This window comes from Corallococcus exiguus (assembly GCF_009909105.1).
Lineage (GTDB): Bacteria > Myxococcota > Myxococcia > Myxococcales > Myxococcaceae > Corallococcus > Corallococcus exiguus.
Map to the genome: position 1 here is coordinate 125,076 of NZ_JAAAPK010000003.1, position 18,966 is coordinate 144,041.

Genomic DNA, 18,966 nt, shown 5'->3' on the forward strand with positions numbered 1-18,966 from the left:
GGGCGGCCTGCAATATGAGGGGAGCCATGGCGGACGAAGGCAATCAGGAGACGCAGGGCGCGGGCATGTTCGAGAACCGCCTGCGCAAGAACGCGAAGCGCCTGCGCAAGTGGGCCCGCGCGCAGGGGCTCACCGCCTTCCGCGTCTACGACAGGGACATCCCCGAGTACTCCTACGCCGTGGACCTCTACGGCGACCACGCCCACGTCGTGGAGTTCCCGCGCCGCAAGGCCCACGCGAAGGGCGCGAACGCGGACGCGGACCGCGCGGAAGTGCTCGCCGCCGTCACCGCCGTGCTGGGCGTGCCGCCCGAGCGTACGTCCGTGAAGACGCACACGCCCCAGCCCTGGGGCCGCTCACAGTACGGCCGCGTGGGAGAGGGCAGCGAACGGCTGGTGGTGGAGGAGCAGGGCCTCAAGTTCTGGGTGAACCTGGGCGACTACCTGGACACCGGCCTCTTCATGGACCACCGCAACACCCGCGCTCGCGTGCGCAGCGAGGCCAAGGGGAAGCACTTCCTCAACCTCTTCGCGTACACCGGCGCGTTCACCGTGTACGCGGCGGCGGGCGGCGCGGCGGGCAGCGTGAGCGTGGACCTGTCCAACACGTACCTGGACTGGGCGGAGGACAATCTGGTCCTCAACGGCCTGGCGGATCCGCGCCACGTGCTCATCCGCGCGGACGCGAAGGCGTGGCTGGAGGACCAGGCGAAGCACGGGGACGACAAGTACGACCTCATCGTCTGCGACCCGCCGTCGTTCTCCACGTCGAAGAAGATGTCGGGGAACTTCGACGTGCAGCGCGACCACGTGCGGATGATGGAACACCTCCGGGCGCTCATGGCCCCCGGAGGCGTCCTCTACTTCTCCACCAACTTCCTGGGCTTCGAACTGAAGGACTCCGCGACCCGGGACATGGCGCAGGTGGAGGAAATCACCCCCCGCTCCATCCCCGAGGACTTCCACCGCAAGGAGATCCACCGATGCTGGCGCATGGTGGCCCCCTCGCGGTGAGCTTCAGCCGCTGACGGCTACAGCCAGCAGACGTTGTCCTGGCAGCGCTCGCCGGACGGGCACTCGCAGTTGGCCTGGCAGACCTTGCCGGAGCCGTGGTTCACCGGCTTGCACTGGCCGCTGTTGCAGGCCTGGCCCGCCGGGCACTCGCAGTTGGCGCGGCACACGGTGCCGGACGTCCCCGCGTCGTTCGACGGCTGCGGCGGAGGCAGCTTGCACTTGCCGCTGGTGCAGACCTCACCGGACGGGCACTCGCAGTTCACCGTGCAGGACCAGTTGCTGCCCGAGCCCGCGTCCGGCACCGGCGCCTTGCAGTAGCCGCTCGTGCACACCTGACCGGAGGGGCAGTCGCAGTTGGCGAGGCACGCCTGGCCCGGGTCCGGCTGCGGCGACTTGCACTGGCCGCTGTTGCAGACCTGGCCCGCCGGGCACTCGCAGTTCGCCGTGCACTGGCCGCCGGACGGAATGGGCAGGCAGTAGCCCACTTCGCACTTGGTGTCCGCCGAGCACTCCGTCGTGGAGGAGCACGGCGCGCGGCACTGGCCGTTCACGCAGTCGCGGCCCGAGGGGCACTGGGCCTCCGTGGTGCACGCGTTCGGGTCCGTCGGCGGCTTCTGGCACAGGCCCTGGACGCACAGGCCACCCGGGCCGCACTTGTCGTCCCTGTCGCACTGCTGACGGCACGCGCCGTTGATGCAGTAGTGGTCCGCGCCGCAGTCAGAGTTGACCCGGCAGACCGCGGTGCCGGCGTCGGAGCCCGCGTCCGGCTTGGTGCCGCCGTCCGAGCCCGCGTCCGGCTTGGTGCCGCCGTCCGAGCCCGCGTCCGGCTTGGTGCCGGCATCCGGCTTGGTGCCGCCGTCCGTGGTGCCCGCGTCCGGCTTGGTGCCGGAGGAGGTACAGAAGTTGTCCTTGCAGCGGCCGCCCGCGCCACATTCCGAGTCGCGGTAGCACGACTGGGCGCACCAGCCGTTGATGCACATCTGCGTGCCGGGACACTCGCTGGAGTAGACGCAGTTCTTGGAGTCGGAGTTCAGGTCCCAGCAGCTACCGGAGTGACAGTACTGGTTCGAGCCGCAGTCGGACGTGGTGGAGCAGCCGTAGCTGGAGTCGTAGTCGTCGTCGGGCCAGTACCCGCCGCCGTTCGTCTCCAGGATGCAACCCGACAGCAGGCCTAACAGCGCAAGGAACGGCACGACCAATGTGCCGCGAAGCGTGATGTTCCTCATGAGTGGGGGCTCCAAATAAGGGGATGGGTCCGGACCGGCCACCGGGGGGGTCATCCGATTTCGAGAGCCTTCGACGCAAGAGGGGGCCAGATTGATCAAATAATTTTGATCTTTTTTCGTCTCTCCGGAGACCCAGGGGCACGGAGGCAGTGTGCTCGTCTGGACCACCACTACAGACTGGAGGGCGTTCCTGGAGGAAGGGGACGTCCGGCGTCGCCCTGAAGGAGAAGGCCTGGTGTTCAGCCGAGGAGCGCGCACGTGGGCGTCCGCGGTCCCGCCGGAGTCCGGCGTGGACGTGGCGGACGCGCGTGGCCCGGCTTCCGCGGACGAGGCCCGCCTGCGGCTCCTGGTCCAGCGGGTCCAGCAGGGGGACCTGACCGCCTTCGAGCAGCTCTACGAGGCCACCAAGCTGGACGCGGCGCGCACCCTGCGCCACCTGGTGGGAAACCGCGTGGAGGTGGATGACCTCCTTCAGGAAACCTACCTGCGGCTGCTCACGGCGGTGAAGGGCTTCCGGGGGGAGTCTCGCTTCAAGACGTTCCTCTATCGGGTGTGCGCCAACGTGGCGCTCAGCCATCTGAGGTGGAAGCGGCGCCGGCCGGAGGACTCCTTCGCGGACCCGCCGGAGATGGTGGCGACGGGGGAGGACCCGGAGCGCGCCGCGGAGCGTCGTCAGGCCGCCCGGCTGGTGGAGGCGGCGCTGGAGAAGCTCAAGCCCAAGAAGCGCATCGTCTTCGTCTACGCCGAGCTGTGCGGCATGAGCCCGGACGAGATTGCCCTCGCCGTGGGAAGCTCTCCCAACACCGTGCGCAGCCGCCTGCACCACGCGAGATTGGAGTTCACCGAAGCCATGCAGCGTCTGGTCGTCGCCCGGCCGGTGGGAGGTTCCCATGGCCGGTCATGAGACACAGGCCCTATGGGCGCTGGCCGCGGGCGAGCTGGATGCCGCCGGCAAGGCCCGGGTGGAGGCGCACGTGGCGGAGTGCGCCGCGTGCGAGGCGGAGTGGAAGCGCGTGGTGGAGGCCCGGGCGATGCTGCACACGGCGCGCTCCGAGGAGCCCTCCGTGCGGTGGGAGGAGACGGGGGCGAAGCTGAAGGCGGCCGCGGCGAAGCGGATGGCGGTGCCCGAGCGGCGGTTCATGTCGCCCTGGGCGATGACGCTCGCGGGGGCCTGCGCCGTCGCGCTGGTGGTGTGGCTGGGTGGGGCGCGCTGGAAGCAGGACGGGGACACGACGCCCGTCGCGGTGCGGACGCCTCCTTCGGAGGCGGTTGCCGGCACGGGGGCTTCCCACGCTCCGACGGAGGAAGCGGTCGCGGCCCGTCCAGAGGTGGCGCCCGCGAAGCAGGAAGCGGTCGCGGCTCATTCGGAGGCTGCGTCCACCACGGAGGCGGAGCGTGTCACCGGCGCGGTGGTGCGGGAGGCCACCGGTGCGGAACATGCGCTGGCGGCCGGGATGCGGCTGCGCTCGGGCATGGCGGTGCGGACGCCTCCGAAGGCGTCGGCCGTGCTGCGGCTTCCGGATGAGAGCCGCGTGCGTCTGTCGGCGGGCTCGGACGTGGTGTTTGCCCGCGCGGAGTCGAACGCCGTGCACCTGACCGTCCAGCAGGGACGGCTGTCCGTGAATGCCTCGCATGCGCGGCGCGACGCGTTCCTCGTGGAGTCGGCGGGCCTGCGGGTGTCCGTCGTGGGGACGGTCTTCTCCGTGGAGCGCACGGCGGCCGGAGCCGCGGTGGCGGTGCTCGAAGGGCGCGTGCGCGTGGACGCGGAGGGTCAGCCTCCGCGCTTCGTGGACGCGGGCGAGCGCGTGGAACTCGCGGGCACGGGTAAAACGTTGAAGCCTCGCGCGCTCTCCGCCGGAGACCGGCAGGCGTTCCGGGACCTGCGGGCCGCGGAGCCCGGTGCCGTGGTCGCAAGCGTCGTGCCCGCGAAGAAGGGACCGTCGCGCGTCGAAGTGAGCCCGTCCGTTGCCACCCGCGACACGCCCTCGGAGGCGCGCACGCCCGCGGCCGGCACTCCGTCCGAGGAGAACAACGCCGCGCCGTCGCAGGCCGTCGCCCAGAACACGCCCGGCACCCCGCCCGGGGAGAACAAGGCCTCGCCGTCGCAGGCCGTCGCGCAGAAGGCGCCCGAGGCTCAGCCCGGGGAGAACAACGCCGCGCCGTCGCAGGCCGTCGCCCAGAAGACGCCTGATGCTCCGGCTCCCGAGGCGCCTCGCACCGCCGTCGCCCAGGCCCCCGCGGTGCCCTCGCCTGGCGAGGCCCTGGCCCAGGCGCACGCGCCCAACACGGAGATTCCCCAGGCCGTGCATCCGCGCGAGCCCACCCCGTCCGACGACTTCGCGCCCTACCCTGGCGCTTCAGCGGGTTCGCTCGCGTCCTCCGCGCCCGTGCCGGGCGCCGTGCAGGCTCCCTCCATGGCTCCGGCCACGCCCACGGAGCCGCGCAAGCGCAAGACGCTGGGGGCGCTCGTTCCGGGCGGACTGATGTCGGACGACTCCGACGAGCGCTTCCTCGGCTACGCCAAGGTGCAGACGGCCCCCACCACGTGCGGGCAGTTCCTCGTGGGACTGGGGGAGATCGCCGCCGCCAGCCCTCGCACGAACCACCGCGAACAGGCCCGCATCCTGCGCGGCCGCTGCCTCAACAGGCAGCACCTGCCCGCGGACGCGGAGGACGAGTTCCGCCAGTACCTCCGCGAGTTCCCCAACGGCCGCTACGCCACCGAGGCCCGCATCGCCCTGGGCATGTCCGCCGAACCCGAGCCCGGCGCCCCCGCGAAGACCCCCGCGCCCATGCCGGCTCCCACGCCCGTGACACCTCGCTGGAACGGCTCACCCCAGCGCGTGCCCGTCAGCCCCGGGGTTCCTCGTCGCTGGTGAACTCCGCGTCCACCTCGCCCCCTTCGCTCCGGGGGCGGCGGAAGGCGGTGGGGCCTTCCTCCGAGGGCGAGGGCTCCACCTTCGCGGGCGTCTCCTGCTCGTCGAAGCGCCGGGCTTCCTCGAACGGATCCACTCCCGGAACAGGCCCGACCTGCGTGAACCGCACGGTGCCCGACCGCAGCGTCTTCTCCAGCGAGCGCCGCACCCGCGCCGTCACCCAGCGGCGCACCGGCGGCACCATCAGCGAGAGCCCCATCAGGTCCGAGATGAACCCAGGCGCGATGAGCAGCGCGCCGCCCACCATCACCAGCACGCCGTTGAGCAGGCCCTCCTCGGGCACGCCGCCGCCGGCCATGGCCTCGCGCCAGTTGCGGAATACCTTCTCGCCCTGCCTCCGGGCGATGAGGCTCCCCAGCACGGCGGAGACCGCCAGCAGCGCGAGCGTGGACCCCAACCCGATGTGATGCCCCAGGGTAATCAGCAGGTACAGCTCCGCCAGGGGCAACAGGATGCAGACGATGACGAGGGCCTTGAGCACGCTGGCACGTTAACGCCAGATTCACTCCAGCGCTCATTGCCGGCAGGACACACCGTGTCTTCCTCCCTCCAGGGTCCCCGGCGCCCCCCGGCTCACTCCCCGTTGAGCTTCTCCATCAGGAAGCGCATCACGAAGAAGAGGAGCGCGAAGCCGCCCACCGCGAAGAGCACCAGCCGCGACGATAGCGACATGCGCTCGGACGGCAGGCCCAGCGACTGCACCCGCTCGGCCCGGTCCATTGCCTCCGCCAGGCCGGGGGTAATCTCCATGGGCTTCGCGGTGCGCCGGTAGTGCTCCGTGCGCAGGTACTGCTCGACCACCCGCTCCGTGGCGGAGCCCGTGAGGACCTCTCCCAGCTGCGGGTCGAATAGCCGGAGCTGAGCCTGGTGGGCCAGCCCGGCGGCCTCCGTGAGGACCTCGCGGATGAGCTCTTCACCGTCCACCAGCGGCACGCGCAGCTCCGCGCCCACCACCCGCTTGCCGTCGCGCAGGGGCAGCACCTCCACGGTGCCCACCCCCAGCTCCCACTCGCGCACACCGTCCGGGCGGTCGGTCCCCGGGCGTGCCGCCAGCAGGGCGTCCACCCGGGCCATGTCGAAGGGGGCGCCTTGGGTCCGCGCCTGAAGGACCAACTCGTAACTCACGTGGGTTGCGAGTATACGCCGCGCGGTTGCTCCCGCCTCTTTCCCCCCGAGACGCCTCGATGAAGCCCACCTCTCCCCCCCGCTCTGGCCGGCCCGGCTCCCCTCCCCCCGGACGCGGCGGCAACCCCGGCCAGCGCCCGGAGAAGCCCGGCCAGCGCCCGGAGAAGCACGGCCATCGCCCGGAGAAGCTCCGGCCGGACCGCACGTCGCCAGAGCTGGGCCCGGACGGCACGCCCCAGGTGATGCTCCTGCGCCGCGGCTCCGACCGGTGGCTCGCGGGCCCGCCGTGGATCTACCGCGCGGACCTCAACGGCGACCCCGGCCTCCAGGGCGGTGAAGTCGTGCGCGTGGTGGACGGCCGCGGCTGGTTCATGGGCAAGGCCTTCTATTCGAAGCAGTCCAAGATTTCGCTGCGCTGGCTCACCAACGACGACGTCGCGGTGGACGTGGACTTCTTCCGTCAGCGTCTCCAGTCCGCCGAAGCGCTGCGCAAGCTGGCGCTTCCCGGCGAGACGACGTACCGGCTGGTGCACGGCGAGGCGGACGGCCTGCCCGGGCTCGTGGTGGACCGCTACGGCGACTACCTGAGCGTGCAGTTCCTGGTCCCCGCCATGGAGCAGCGCAAGGCGCTCATCGCGGACCTGCTGGAGGAGCAGTTCCACCCGAAGGGCATGGTCAACCGCTCCGACGTGAGCGTACGCCACCTGGAGGGCCTCCTCCCGGAGAAGGGCCTGCTGCGCGGCGCGCTGCCGCCGGGCCCCGTGTCCTTCGACGAGGGCCTGGTGCGCATGCGCGCGGACCTGCTGGAAGGGCAGAAGACGGGCGCGTTCCTGGACCAGCGTGAGAACCACGTGATGGCGGCGCATTACGCCTTCGGCGAGGCGCTGGACTGCTTCAGCTACGTGGGCGGGTTCGCGCTCCAGCTGGCCACGCGCGCCAAGCACGTCACGGCGGTGGAGATTTCGGAGTCCGCCTCCGCGCAGCTGCGCGACAACGCCCAGTCCAACAAGCTCTCCAACCTGGAGGTCGTGACGGCCAACGCGTTCGACTTCCTGCGCGACGCGGTGGACGAGGGCAAGCGCTACGACACCATCGTGTTGGATCCGCCCTCCTTCGCGAAGAACAAGGACGCGATTCCAGCGGCGTTGCGCGGCTACAAGGAGCTCAACCTGCGCGCCTTCCAGCTCCTGCGCCCCGGCGGCATCCTGGTGACCGCGAGCTGCACGTACCACGTGGATGAGCAGGGCTTCGAGGAGATGCTCGCCTCCGCGGCCTCGGACGCGAAGCGCCGGGTGCAGATCATCGAGCGCCGCGGCGCCGGCCGCGACCACCCCGTCCTCCTCAACCTGCGCGAGACGCGCTACCTCAAATGTTTCGTCCTGCGCATGTTGTGAGATAGGGTAGGACCCATCCAAGGGGTCCATCGAGCGGACCCCGACGTGCGGGAACGGTTCAGTCATGGCGCGCCGGGATTGGGACGACGCAGACGACGAGACCCCCGCGTCCGGGACGCGGGCGTTGGAGCGCGCCCTCCAGGAGACACGCACCGTCTACCGCCAGGCGGACGAGGCGTATGCCCCGTATTCGTGCCCCGCGAGCGGTGAGTGCTGCCAGCTGGCCGTCACGAAGCGCCAGCCCTGGCTGTGGCTCCCGGAGTGGGAGCTGCTCAAGCGCAGCAAGCCCCTCCCGTCCCCTCGCGCCGACGGCGCCTGCCCCTATCTGGACGCCGCGGGCCTGCGCTGCACCGTGTACGCGGACCGGCCGTTCGGGTGCCGCACGTTCTTCTGTCAGCGCATCCAGGGCCCCGTCCGGCAGCCGTCGGACGAGGTGTCCAAGCTCCTCCTGCGGTTGGAGCGGATTTCACAACGCGTGATGCCGTCGCTGCAGGGGCCACGTCCCCTCCTGGAATGGTATGCCGGGGTCAGTACCGCCCCGGCCCGGGAGGAACGATGACGTCCATGCTGCAGACGCGGTGGCGGAGCGCCCACCGGAGTCCCCCCGTGTCCGCGCGGTCCAAGCCCGTAGGTGCCCGAGCATGATTCCCCCTCGCTGGCTGCTTGCGCCCCAGGAGTTCAAGGGCACCTTGAGCGCGGCCGAAGCCGCGGACGCCATGGCGGAGGGGCTGCGGCAGGCCTCGCTGGACGTGGTGCTGGACGTGGCGCCGCTCGCGGACGGAGGCCCGGGCACGCTGGACGCGCTGCTCGTGGGCACGCCTCGGGCCGAGCGCCGCAAGCTCATCGTGCGCGGCCCCATGGGCGCGCCGGTGGACGCCTGCTGGGCGTGGCTGGATGACGGGCGCACGGCGGTGGTGGAGATGGCGCAGGCCTCGGGGCTCGCGCTGGTGCCGCAGAGCCAACGGGACGCGCGGGCCGCGTGCACGCACGGCACGGGGGAGTTGTTGCGCGCGGCGCTGGACTCGGGATGCGAGCGGCTCATCGTCGGACTGGGCGGCAGCGCCACCACGGATGGCGGCAAGGGCGCGCTGGAGGCGCTGGGCTTCCGCTTCCTGGACGCGGACGGAGCGCCGCTTCCGCCGGGGGGCGCGAGCCTCGCCAGGCTTTCGCGCGTGGACGCGAGCGGCAAGCACCCGCGCCTGGAGCAGGTGGAGCTGCTCATCGCCACGGACGTGACGACGCCGCTGCTGGGCGCGGACGGCTCCGCGCGCCTCTTCGGTCCGCAGAAGGGCGCGGACGCGGCGGCGGTGGAGGAGTTGGAGACGGCGCTGGCCACGTTCTGCCGCATCGTGGACGAGGACGCCGCGAACCTCCCGGGCGCGGGCGCGGCGGGCGGCCTGGGCTACGGACTCGCGGCGCTCGGAGGCGGGAAGCTCACGTCCGGGTATGACCTGGTGGCGCGGGCGCTGGGGATGGAGCGGCGCGTGCTGCTCGCGGACCTGGTGCTCACGGGCGAAGGCCGCTTCGACCGGCAGACGTCCATGGGCAAGGGCCCCGTGGCGCTCGCCAGGCTGGCGCGCGCGCAGGGCACGCACGTGGTGCTCTTCGCGGGTGTCGTGCAGCGGGACAACGGACCGGAGCTGTCCCTCTTCCGCGACGTGGTGGAGCTGAACGGACAGGCCCGCCCCGGCGCCACCGCCAGGGAGACGCTGCGCGACGCCACCGCGAAGTGGGCGCTCGCGCACCTGGGCCGGTAGCGACAGCGCAGCTCTACGGAATCGGATCCGTCGTCCGCACCACCTGCATCCCGGCGGCCTTGAAGCCCGCCAGCGCTTCCTTCGCCAGGCGCGGGAAGTCCAGCGCCGGAGGCAGTGGCTCCAACGGAGGCGCGGGCACGGGGCTCATCGCGTCCTCCAGGATGTAGATGTTCCCAAGCTTCGAGCGGTCCGTGCGCTCCAGGTACTGCCGCAGGTCGCGCAGCGTGGACAGCACGCAGTGCGAGCTGGCCTGCCCGAAGACGTACACGCGGTCGAACGTCAGCAGGTGCTCCATCAGCCGCGCGTTGAACTCGCCCACGCGCTGGCCCTTCACCTCCGTCACCTCCGGCGCCATCACGGAGTAGTTCTCCGTCAGCGGGTGCTCGCCCTTCAGCTCGAAGTGCGTGGGCGTGTCCCGCACCAGCGCGTGGAAGAGGCTCGCCTCGTACATCGCGGGCACCAGCGCGTGGCTCTGCCCGCCCAGCAGCGCGTGGTACGGCCAGATGGTCAGCACGTACCGGCCGCTCGCCTCCAGCCCCTCGCAGTACGCCAGGCTCTCTTCCGGATGGCGCGTCGCACGCCAGCGGCCCTCCCGCACGTCCTTCACGGTGATGACCGTCATGGGCGCGGGCGGACGCCCTTCCGCGTCCTTCCACCAGGCCGGATGGAAGATTTGAAAGGCGCGGTGCGTGTCCAGCGAGAAGACGAGCCCCGTCAGCCGGTCCAGGTGCGCGTACAGCCAGCGCAGCGTGCGCTGCGTGTCCTCCACCGCGCCCGGGACGAAGAGGCTCGCGCCCGGGGTGCAGAAGCCCACCTGCGCGTCGATGCCGAACGCGGCGATGCGGACCTTGTCCTCCCGGGCCGGACGCACGCGGTGCTCGGCGGCGTAGCGCCCGGCCTCCTGGGAGACCTCCGCCACGCGCTCCAGGTAGAGCTGGCCGACACGTGCGTCGTCGTGGAACCGGGGAAGCGGCAGCGGCATGACGTGCTCTCCAGGCCCGTCAGCGCCGCCGCGCCCTTGGCGTCAGCGGCCCTGCGGGAAGTGGCGCCGGGTGATGGACTCCACCAGCGCCTGCGTGGTGGCAGTGTAGCCGATGCGCTGTTCCTCCGGCGTCAGGCCTTCGGTCCCCACCAGCGTCGGCATGGACGGGGCCGCCTCCATCAGCGGGAAGTAGCCCTGGGGCGTCGCCTCCCCCGCCTGCCCCACCAGCCCCAGCGGCCCCGTGCCCGTGCGGCGGCGGAAGACGATGGGCGTCCCGGGCACGCTCTGCTTGCCCTCCGCCAGCTCGTTGCCGAACTTCATCACCGGCGTCGCGCCCGAGCACGACAGCTTGTAGATGGCCGCCACCCGGTCGCGCGTCAGCGCATGGAACATGGTGCGCGCCACGATGTGGCCGCCGTAGCCGTAGAACTGCGTCGTCGGCTCCCAGCCCACCTGCTTGCGCAGCTCCTCGAACTCGCGCGTCATCTGCGCGTCCAGGCCGTCCTCCAGGATGATGACCGGCTTGATGCCCAGGTCGCGCGCGCGCGTCACCGCGTACAGGTACTGGAGCTTCTTGTTCCCGGAGTCGAACCGGATGGAGTCCCCGCCCTGCGGCTCCTCCGCGATGAGCTTGAACGCCGCGGGGATGCCCGACGTCAGCGTGTCGAAGGTGTCCAGCAGGTAGCTGGAGCGCTGCGGCCGGCGCTCGTGCATCGCGCGGTAGGCCGCGTCGTCGGAGCCGTAGCGCTGCACGTGCTCGTGGCCCATGGTGCCCACGGGAATCATGCCCAGCACGCGCGCGCCCTCCACGTTGCTCGTGCGCTGCACGCCCGCCTCCTGGCACGCGCGCAGGGCCAGCTCGTGCTGCTCCAGACAGGTCGCCGCGCGCAGGCCCACCTCGAAGATGCGCGAAGGGTCCTCGACGACGTCCACCAGCTCCTGCACCTGCGCCCGCACCCGCCGCACGTAACCTTCCGGGTCCACCTGGATGGACACGGCCCGCACACCCACCTGGTCCAGCGTCTCCAGGGCGATGCGCTTCTCCTCCTCGCACGTCACCGTGGCCAGCGTCCGGGCCAGCGCCTCGCGGTCCTGCAGCGCCTGCGTGGCCACCTGGACGCGGTAGTTGAGCTGCAACAGCATCGGCTCCAGCCAGGACACCAGCGCGGAGGGCCCCGTGATGGTGAGGATGGGCTCGCGCGGCAGGAACAGCGCGCCCCGCGGAATGGCTCGCACGGACAGCTGCGCCTTGCGCAGGATGGCCGCCTTGAAGCCCACGCCCATCTCGTAGTCGTGGCGGGCGAGGAACGCGTAGTCGTCCGGCTGCGGCTCCGGCAGGAGGTTCTTCACCCAGGCCGCCAGGTCCAGCGGCATCACCTGGGGCCCGCCCTTGCGATGCGAGTAGTAGAACGTTTCCTTCCGCAGGGGCCAGCCGGCCTCCGCCATGCTGAACTTGTAGCCATCCGTGGCGAGCAGGGACTGGGGCATCGGGAAGCGACTCCTTATCGTTGACCGCGAGACTATGCGTGCCCCCCACCCCGTACCTAGGACCAAGGGCTCCGACGGATGCGGGAAACCACGGGTGACCCGTCACCCGTCTTTCCGTCAGCAACCGACACATTGGGGAATACGCTGGATGCGACAGGTGCGGTTAAGCTGTCACGACCCACAACGAAGCCAGGTGCCCATGCCCGCAGAGAACGAGACGCAGAAGGTCGAAGCGGTACTGCGCGAACATGCGATGAGCTACCCCGGCGCCCACGAGGACTTCCCCTGGGGCCACCGCGCGATGAAGGTCAATGACAAGACCTTCCTCTTCATGACCGTCGACGGCGAGAAGCTGAACCTCTCCGCCAAGCTGCCCGACTCCAAGGACGCCGCGCTCACGCTGCCCTTCACCGAGCCCACCGAGTACGGCCTGGGAAAGAGCGGCTGGGTGACCGCCCACTTCGACGAGGCCTCGCAGGTGCCGGTGCCCGTCATCAAGGCGTGGATCGACGAGAGCTACCGCGCCATCGCGCCGAAGAAGCTCGTGGACCAGCTCCCCGCCCGGGGCACCGCCGTCCCCGGCCCCGCCTCGAAGCCGGCCAAGAAGGCCGCCGCGGGCAAGAAGCCCTCCGTACGCCAGGCCGTGGCCCCGGCGAAGAAGGCCGCGAAGAAGGTCGTGAGCAAGGTGAAGGCCGTGGCCAAGAAGGCCGCCGCCCGCGTGAAGACCGTGGCGAAGAAGGCTTCCAAGAAGGTGGCGAAGACGGCCTCCGCCGCCAAGGCCAAGACGGCTCGCAAGGCCCCCGCTCCGGCCCGGGGCAAGCGCGCCGCCAGCTCCGCGCCCAAGCGCGCCCGCCGCTCGTAGGCGGGCCCCACACGGCCCACGCGTGAAAGGAAGAGGGCCCTTCGGGGCCCTGCCCTTCCCGCGCGTCGTGACTTCAGGAAGCGGCTACTTCCCGCTCCGGTTGCCGCGGCCCTTGGCCGCCGCCTTCGCCACGGACATCTTGCGGCGCGCGGCCGGCGCGGACTTCTTCGCGGGCTTCGCCTCCGGCTCCACGAAGAGCTTGTCGTAGTCGCGCATGCTGCGGCGGATGACCTCCAGCGCCTCCTGCCGGTCGTAGACCTCCGCGATCTCCACGCTGCGCTTTCCCTCGCCCGGAATCTGCTTGTAGGTGAGGAAGTAGTGCTTCAGGCGATCCAGCAGCGGGCGCGGCAGCTGCGCGATGTACTGGAGCTCGCCGTACACGAGGTCCGACTCCAGCACCGCGATGATCTTGTCGTCGGCCTCGTTGCCGTCGACCATGCGGAAGCCGCCCACGGGCACCGCGTGCACCAGCAGGTTGCCGTTGGAGACGACCTTCTCCGTCAGCACGCAGATGTCGATGGGGTCCCCGTCGCCGGTGATGTCCTTGTGGCCGGTGCGCTCCGCGCAGCGCTTCGCCACCTGCTCGCCGCAGTACGTGCGCGGGATGAAGCCGTAGAGCGTGGGGCACTGGCTGCTGAAGCGCTGGGGCCGGTCCAGCATCAGGATGCCGGACTCCTTGTCCATCTCGTACTTCACGGCGTCCGTGGGGACGATCTCGATGTACGCGGTGACGACTTCAGGAGCCTCCGGCCCGGGCGAGATGCCATGCCAGGGGTGGGCCTGCGACTGGGTCTGGGTGCTCTTCTTCATGAAAGGTCTCCCGAGCGCTCGCGCGCCTCGGCGTACAGCCCTGCCACCGCCTCTTCCAGGCGGCGGGTAAGGGTATCCCGGTCATCCAACGTCAGCCCTTCGGTGGGCACGGGCTTGCCCACCACCAACGCGACCCGCTGGCCCCACTGGATGGCCCGCCCGCCCTTGGGGAGGATGAGCCGGGTGCCGGCGACGGCCATGGGGACGACGGGGACCTGCGCCTGGATGGCCAGCGTGGCGGCGCCCTTCTTGAAGGGCCTCAGCTCGCCGTCCGGGCTGCGCGTGCCCTCCGCGTAGAACAGCACGCTGACCCGCTCGCGCAGCGCCGTCACGGCCTCCTGGAGCCGGGCCCGGTCATTCGCGCCGCCGGTGCGCTGCACGGGGATGTTGCCCGCGACGCGCAAGGCCCGGCCGAACACCGGCACCTTGAAGAGCTCCGCCTTGGCGACATAGCGCGTGTGCTTGTCGATGTGCGCGAAGTTCACCATCGCGTCGAAGTGCGACTGGTGGTTGCTCACGAAGACGACGTTGCCTTCGCGGGGGACGTTCTCCAGGCCGAAGGCCTCATGCCGCACCCCCGCGGACGCCAGCCCCGAGAGGGCCCACGCGCGCAGCACCTTGTCCGCCGCCGGGTGCTGATCCAACCCGGACAGCAGCGTCACCGCCGCGGACGTCACGCCCGTGAGACCCACCGTGGCCGTGCCAGCGAACACCGTCTGGAGCACCTTGAGCATCAGACGAACCCGTGTGCGGGGAACAGGAGGACGTCCTCGATGCGCTGGACCCCGAGCAGCAGCATCAGGATTCGGTCGAGCCCCACGGCGATGCCCGCGGACGGCGGCATGCGGCCCACCGCCTCCAGGAAGCGCTCGTCCAGGGGATACACGGCGCGGCCCAGCTTGCGGCGCAGCTCCTGCTCTTCCACCAGCCGCGCGCGCTGCTCCACCGCGTCCGTCAATTCGGAGAAGCCGTTCGCCAGCTCCAGCCCCTTCGCGTACAGCTCCACCCGCTCCGCCACGCGGCCGTCGCCGGGCTTCAGCCGGGACAGCGCCGCCATGGACGCGGGGTACTCGATGAGGAAGGTGGGCCGCTCGTGGCCGAGCCCCCGCTCCACCCGCTCCAGGAAGAGGTGGAAGAAGACGTCGTCGAAGGACGTGGAGCTCCCGGTGTGTACGCCCACGGCGTCCGCGGCCCGCTTGAGCGACGCGCCATCCGAGTGCACGTGGATGTCCACGCCCGTGGCGCGCAGCACCGCGTCCCGCACCGTCACGCGCTCGTACGGCGTGCGCGTGAAGAAGGCGGGGTCCGCGCCGGGCTCACCCTCCTTCGCGTCCGCCGCCACCCGGCCCGCCGCCGCCAGCGCGCCCTCCAGGTCGTCCATGATGGCGTGGTAGTCCGCGTGCGGCCGGTAGAACTCCAGCAGCGTGAACTCCGGGTTGTGCGTCTGGGATACCTCGCCGTTCCGGAACACCTTGCAGATCTGGAACAGCGGCCCCGCGCCCTGCGCGAGCAGGCGCTTCATCGCGTACTCGGGGCTGGTGTGCAGGTAGAGCGTGCGGGCCTTGCCCAGGTCCGTCTCCGGGACGAAGGGCGTCTCGAAGGCGGAGATGTACGGCTCCATGCCGGGAGTGGGCACGAGCAACGGCGTCTCCACTTCCAGGTAACCCTGGCCAGCGAAGAACTGTCGCAGGGCGGAGTAGAGGCCCTGGCGCCCTCGGGCCGCTCGCCATGGGTTTACGTTGGGCATCGGCGGGTCGGAAGTAACATGGGCGGCCCATGTCCCCAAGGATTCCGTCCCTCCTCGCCGCCGCCATGTGTTTGCTGAGCGCCTGTCACAAGGCGCCGCCCCCGGTGGTGGTCCCCCCTCCCAGCGAGGAAGAACTGCTGACCGGCGAAGTGAACGCCCTGTCCACGGAGGCCGCCCTCCTCCTGGAGGAGCAGCACCGGCTCGTCTGGGACTTCTGGACGGAGGGCAAACCGGTGGACATCGCCGCCACCTACAGCGGCAAGCAGGCGCTCTTCAGCCTGGAGAACCTGCGGCGCATCGACCGGCTGCGGCACCTGACCAAGGACCCGCGCGAGCTGCGCGCCCTCACCGCGCTCCACGGGCACTTCGCCGGTGAGTTCCTGTCGCGCGAGCTGGCCGAGCACAACGACGCCTCCGCCAACCTGGAAGCGTCCCTCAAGATGAACGTGGACGGGCGCGAGGTGCGCTACCACGACCTGGAGCGGCTGCTCGCCAACGAGAAGAGCGCCCTCAGGCGCAAGGCACTCTACGCGGCGGCCACGCCCGCGCTCACCCGCCTCAACCAGACGCTGCTGCGCCGCGAGTCACGCACCCGCGAGCTGGTGCAGCAGATGGGCTTCGAGTCCTACGAGGCCTTCGGCAGCGAGCTGCGGCAGGCGGACCTGGAGCGGCTGGCGCAGCTGGCGGAAGAAGTGCTCCAGGCCACGCAGGAGCCGTACCGGCTGGTGATGGAGCGGCTCTCCCAGCGCGAGCTGGGGCTGCCCTTCGCGCAAATCACCCGCGCGGACATCCCGCGCCTGTTCCGCTCGCGCGAGGTGGAGGACGCGTTCCCCAAGGGCGAGTCGCTGGCGAAGGCGCAGGCCACGGTGGCGGGGCTGGGCATCGACCTGAACGCGCTGCCCAACGTGAAGGTGGACGCGCGCGACCTGCCGCGGAAGAACCCGCGCCCGCTGGCGCTGTCGGTGAAGGTGCCGTCCGACGTGAGGCTGTCCTTCAAGCCGGGCACGGGCGTGCTGCACCAGGGCCGCGTGCTGCATGAGGTGGGGCACCTCTTGCACATGGCCTTCACGCAGGAGCAGCGCTTCGAGCTCGCGCGGCTGGGGAACCCCACCGTGGGCGAGGCGTACTCCGCGCTCTTCGAGGACCTGCTGGAGGACCCGGTGTGGTTGGAGGAGAACGCGGGAGTGCTGGGGGATGCCGACAAGCGCGCCCAGTACCTGGCGACCTCCAGCGCGCACAAGCTGTACCTCATCCGCCACGCGGCGGGCCGGCTGCTCTACCAGTTGGAGCTGCACCGCCGCACGGACGTGGATCCGCGCGAGCTGTACCGCGCGCTGATGGCGCGCACGGGCGCCATGCCCATGACCGCGGACGACGTGGAGCGCTACCTCGTGGACCAGGAGGATTTCTACCAGTCCGCGGACAGCTTCCGGGCGTGGTTCCTGGCGGGGCAGCTCCAGGGGCAGCTGAAGGCGCGCTTCGGCCCGGCGTGGTGGCACGCACCGGAGGCGGGCGCGTTCCTCAAGGAGCTCTGGGCCCGGGGCACCGCGCCCTCCGCGCGCGAGGTGACGCAGGCGATTGGCGAGAACGGCCTCGCGCCGGACGTGCTGCTCTTGCGGCTGAGCACCACGCTCCAGGTGCCCATGAAGCTGGACCTGCGCCGGTTGGACGACACGCCCGCGCAGCCGGCCCCACCGCCGGCACCGGCGCCGGCCCCGGTGCCCCAGATGCCCCGGGCCCAGGCCACGCCGCTGGCCTCGTAGGCATGGCCTCCACGCCCCACCGGGCCCTTCCCGTCCCCGCCGGTTGCACGTAGGGTCCAGGGCCATGGTGTCCGTGAATCAGCTCCGTCCCTTCGCGGGCGCCTCGCTGGAGTCCTTCCGGGCCGCGTCCGGCGCTATCGCCCTCATCCAGCAGCCCGTGGACGCCGCCTTCAAGGCCGTGGTGGCCCCGGGCATGGTGGGCATGCGCACGGTGGGGATGGCGCACCGCTCGCGCATGGAGGAGCGGCTGCTCGCCATGCTGCGCGACTTCGACAACCTGGAGGTGCACTTCCTCCAGCCGAACCAGGACGGCGAGGAGTTCACCGTGGGCCGCACCGACGCGTGCGACCTGATGGTGCCGGATCCCTCCGTCTCCCAGCACCACGCCACCCTGCGCTGGAACGCGGGCGCCGGGGACTTCTCCGTGCGCGACGCCCAGTCCATGAACGGCACCTTCATCAACGGCGCGCCCCTGGGCTTCAAGGCCCAGGTGATGCTCCACGACGGCGCCACGCTGGCCTTCGGCGACGTGCAGTTCCTCTACCTGCGCGCGGAGACGCTGCACGAACAGCTGCGCCTCGCAGTGCCGGGCACGCCCGCCCCCTGAAACGCGCGAAGGCCCCGCCTCCCAAGCAGGAGACAGGGCCCTCATGCGTCAGCGCGAAAGCAGCGGGACTACAGCAGCTTCATCAACTCCGCGCGCTTGGCGGCGTACTCCTCGTCGGAAAGCACACCCGCGTCCTTCAGCTCCTTGATCTCCTTGAGCCGCTGAGCCGGGCTGCGCGTGTCCGCGGGAGCGGCCGCCTGCGCGGGCTCCGCGGGGCGCTGCTGCTGGTTGTTCTGCTGGTTGGCGAACATCTGCGCCATGCCGAACCCCATGCCCATGCCCATGCCCTGCATGGCGCCGTCGGATCCGCCACCGCCCTTGGCCATGCCCTCGGACGCGCCGAGCATCGCCTGGCCCTGCGCGTACTGCTGGAAGCCGCCCGCCAGCCGCGAGTACGCGACGTCCTTGGACAGCTTCTTCAGGGTGACTTCGTCCTCGGGCTTGATGCTGACGACGAAGTTGCCCATGCGGACGATGGTGAGGCCGTAGGAGTCCACGTGCGGCTTCAGGCCGGCGAGGATCTCCTGCTCCATCTCCTCCACGTAGGCGCCGCTCGTCACGTCCAGCAGCGGCCACTTCTTCTTCACCAGCAGCTCGGCGGTGCGGTCGCGCGTCACCTTGAGCACCTGGCCCTTGAACCAGCCCAGGAACTCCTCGTTGGTGGCGCGGCCCATGCCGACCAGGCCCACCACGAGCTTCTCCGGCTCCGTCACGCGGATGGAGAAGTCGCCGTACACCATGGTGCCGATGCCCAGGCCCGTCTCCGGGTCGCGCACGTCGCCAATGGGGCCGCCGAACTTCACGCCCGTGTGCTCACGGTTGGAGACGAAGAAGATCTCCGCCATGAACATGTTGCCGCCGGTGAAGCTCTCCAGCAGGCGCGACAGGAACGGGATGTTGTTGGTGTCCAGGGTGTGGCGGCCGGGCCCCAGCTTCCCCTCCACCTTGCCGTCCTTGACGAACAGCGCCACCTCATCCGCGTCCACGGTGAGCTGCGTCTTCATCCGGACGTTCTTCTCCGGATACTTGTAGACGATCTCACCCTTCGCGCTGTCCGCGCGGGCGATGAAGTTCCGCTGCGCCTCGCCCTTGATGCTGTCGAAGATCCCCATGTCTGTTCAGCGCCTCCGTGGCCGCCTGGGCGGCAGGTCTTCAAAGCTTCGTAACCCCATCCCCTAAATGCGGGGCCGCCGACGCGAAAGCGCCAGTGCGCTTCCCCCGGCATCCTGCCCGGAACATAACAGCTTCACGGGCGC

General features: G+C 70.8%; 18 protein-coding genes. 9 read left to right on the top strand and 9 right to left on the bottom strand.

Translation table 11 applies throughout. The annotated features are described in order from the left end of the window. Window positions 1-26 precede the first annotated feature (26 nt). Window positions 27-1,013 (top strand): class I SAM-dependent methyltransferase, encoded by a 987-nt coding sequence (locus tag GTZ93_RS12010; RefSeq protein ID WP_121780931.1) that lies wholly within the window; start codon window positions 27-29, stop codon window positions 1,011-1,013. Window positions 1,014-1,030: 17 nt separating this feature from the next. Here GTZ93_RS12010 and GTZ93_RS12015 read toward each other — a convergent pair whose 3' ends face one another. Next, window positions 1,031-2,239 (bottom strand): Dickkopf N-terminal cysteine-rich domain-containing protein, encoded by a 1,209-nt coding sequence (locus tag GTZ93_RS12015; protein ID WP_139919718.1) that lies wholly within the window; start codon window positions 2,237-2,239, stop codon window positions 1,031-1,033. A gap of 235 nt (window positions 2,240-2,474) precedes the next feature. Here GTZ93_RS12015 and GTZ93_RS12020 point away from each other — a divergent pair, with 235 nt between their 5' ends. Together GTZ93_RS12020 and GTZ93_RS12025 are read left to right on the top strand one after the other, a co-directional pair. After that, window positions 2,475-3,143: an RNA polymerase sigma factor gene (locus tag GTZ93_RS12020; protein WP_121754983.1), complete on the top strand. Its 669-nt coding sequence runs from the start codon at window positions 2,475-2,477 to the stop codon at window positions 3,141-3,143. Beyond that, a complete protein-coding gene (locus tag GTZ93_RS12025) occupies window positions 3,130-5,118 on the top strand; it encodes a FecR domain-containing protein (protein ID WP_139919717.1) in 1,989 nt (662 codons plus the stop codon). The genes GTZ93_RS12020 and GTZ93_RS12025 overlap by 14 nt, the downstream gene beginning before the upstream one ends. Here GTZ93_RS12025 and GTZ93_RS12030 read toward each other — a convergent pair. Both GTZ93_RS12030 and GTZ93_RS12035 read right to left on the bottom strand, forming a co-directional pair. After that, a complete protein-coding gene (locus tag GTZ93_RS12030) occupies window positions 5,090-5,656 on the bottom strand; it encodes an FxsA family protein (protein WP_139919716.1) in 567 nt (188 codons plus the stop codon). The genes GTZ93_RS12025 and GTZ93_RS12030 overlap by 29 nt on opposite strands. Window positions 5,657-5,748: 92 nt before the next feature. Continuing rightward, window positions 5,749-6,249 carry a hypothetical protein gene (locus tag GTZ93_RS12035; protein ID WP_139919715.1) on the bottom strand — a complete coding sequence of 167 codons (501 nt, stop codon included), beginning with the start codon at window positions 6,247-6,249 and terminating at the stop codon, window positions 5,749-5,751. Window positions 6,250-6,359: 110 nt separating this feature from the next. Between GTZ93_RS12035 and GTZ93_RS12040 the strand changes: the two genes are divergently transcribed. From GTZ93_RS12040 to GTZ93_RS12050, 3 genes are all read left to right on the top strand, one after another. Continuing rightward, entirely contained in the window at window positions 6,360-7,694 is a 1,335-nt protein-coding gene (locus GTZ93_RS12040; RefSeq protein WP_186820049.1) for a class I SAM-dependent rRNA methyltransferase, read from the top strand. A gap of 64 nt (window positions 7,695-7,758) precedes the next feature. After that, window positions 7,759-8,253, top strand: a complete 495-nt coding sequence (locus GTZ93_RS12045) for a YkgJ family cysteine cluster protein (protein WP_139923768.1) — start codon at window positions 7,759-7,761, stop codon at window positions 8,251-8,253. 82 nt (window positions 8,254-8,335) lie between these two features. Beyond that, complete coding sequence (locus GTZ93_RS12050) at window positions 8,336-9,451, top strand: glycerate kinase (RefSeq protein WP_139923766.1); 1,116 nt, start codon at window positions 8,336-8,338, stop codon at window positions 9,449-9,451. A gap of 13 nt (window positions 9,452-9,464) precedes the next feature. On the opposite strand, the gene GTZ93_RS12055 is transcribed toward GTZ93_RS12050, so the two are convergent. Together GTZ93_RS12055 and GTZ93_RS12060 are read right to left on the bottom strand one after the other, a co-directional pair. Continuing rightward, entirely contained in the window at window positions 9,465-10,433 is a 969-nt protein-coding gene (locus GTZ93_RS12055; RefSeq protein WP_139923764.1) for a cysteine hydrolase family protein, read from the bottom strand. A gap of 42 nt (window positions 10,434-10,475) precedes the next feature. Further along, window positions 10,476-11,921 carry a nicotinate phosphoribosyltransferase gene (locus GTZ93_RS12060; protein ID WP_120579429.1) on the bottom strand — a complete coding sequence of 482 codons (1,446 nt, stop codon included), beginning with the start codon at window positions 11,919-11,921 and terminating at the stop codon, window positions 10,476-10,478. A gap of 199 nt (window positions 11,922-12,120) precedes the next feature. Here GTZ93_RS12060 and GTZ93_RS12065 point away from each other — a divergent pair, with 199 nt between their 5' ends. Further along, window positions 12,121-12,783: an MmcQ/YjbR family DNA-binding protein gene (locus tag GTZ93_RS12065; RefSeq protein ID WP_139923960.1), complete on the top strand. Its 663-nt coding sequence runs from the start codon at window positions 12,121-12,123 to the stop codon at window positions 12,781-12,783. Window positions 12,784-12,867: 84 nt separating this feature from the next. Here the strand turns inward: GTZ93_RS12065 and GTZ93_RS12070 are convergent, their stop codons facing one another. From GTZ93_RS12070 to epmA, 3 genes are read right to left on the bottom strand one after another with little or no spacing between them, the layout of a single operon-like run. Next, window positions 12,868-13,593 (bottom strand): inorganic pyrophosphatase, encoded by a 726-nt coding sequence (locus tag GTZ93_RS12070; RefSeq protein WP_139923958.1) that lies wholly within the window; start codon window positions 13,591-13,593, stop codon window positions 12,868-12,870. After that, a complete protein-coding gene (locus GTZ93_RS12075) occupies window positions 13,590-14,327 on the bottom strand; it encodes a lysophospholipid acyltransferase family protein (protein ID WP_233597283.1) in 738 nt (245 codons plus the stop codon). The genes GTZ93_RS12070 and GTZ93_RS12075 overlap by 4 nt, the downstream gene beginning before the upstream one ends. Further along, window positions 14,327-15,340 carry an EF-P lysine aminoacylase EpmA gene (gene epmA, locus GTZ93_RS12080; protein WP_139921531.1) on the bottom strand — a complete coding sequence of 338 codons (1,014 nt, stop codon included), beginning with the start codon at window positions 15,338-15,340 and terminating at the stop codon, window positions 14,327-14,329. Before epmA ends, GTZ93_RS12075 begins: the two co-directional genes overlap by 1 nt. Before the next feature lie 29 nt (window positions 15,341-15,369). On the opposite strand from epmA, the gene GTZ93_RS12085 reads away from it, so the two are divergent. After that, window positions 15,370-17,103, top strand: a complete 1,734-nt coding sequence (locus GTZ93_RS12085) for a chromosome segregation protein SMC (RefSeq protein ID WP_139921529.1) — start codon at window positions 15,370-15,372, stop codon at window positions 17,101-17,103. Window positions 17,104-17,167: 64 nt separating this feature from the next. Further along, window positions 17,168-17,710, top strand: coding sequence for an FHA domain-containing protein (locus GTZ93_RS12090; protein WP_139921527.1), 543 nt, complete (start codon window positions 17,168-17,170; stop codon window positions 17,708-17,710). Between the two features lie 68 nt (window positions 17,711-17,778). Here GTZ93_RS12090 and GTZ93_RS12095 read toward each other — a convergent pair whose 3' ends face one another. Then, the gene (locus GTZ93_RS12095) at window positions 17,779-18,822 is read right to left on the bottom strand and encodes an SPFH domain-containing protein (protein WP_139921526.1); all 1,044 of its coding nucleotides are present in this window, start codon (window positions 18,820-18,822) and stop codon (window positions 17,779-17,781) included. Between the last annotated feature and the right edge of the window lie 144 nt (window positions 18,823-18,966).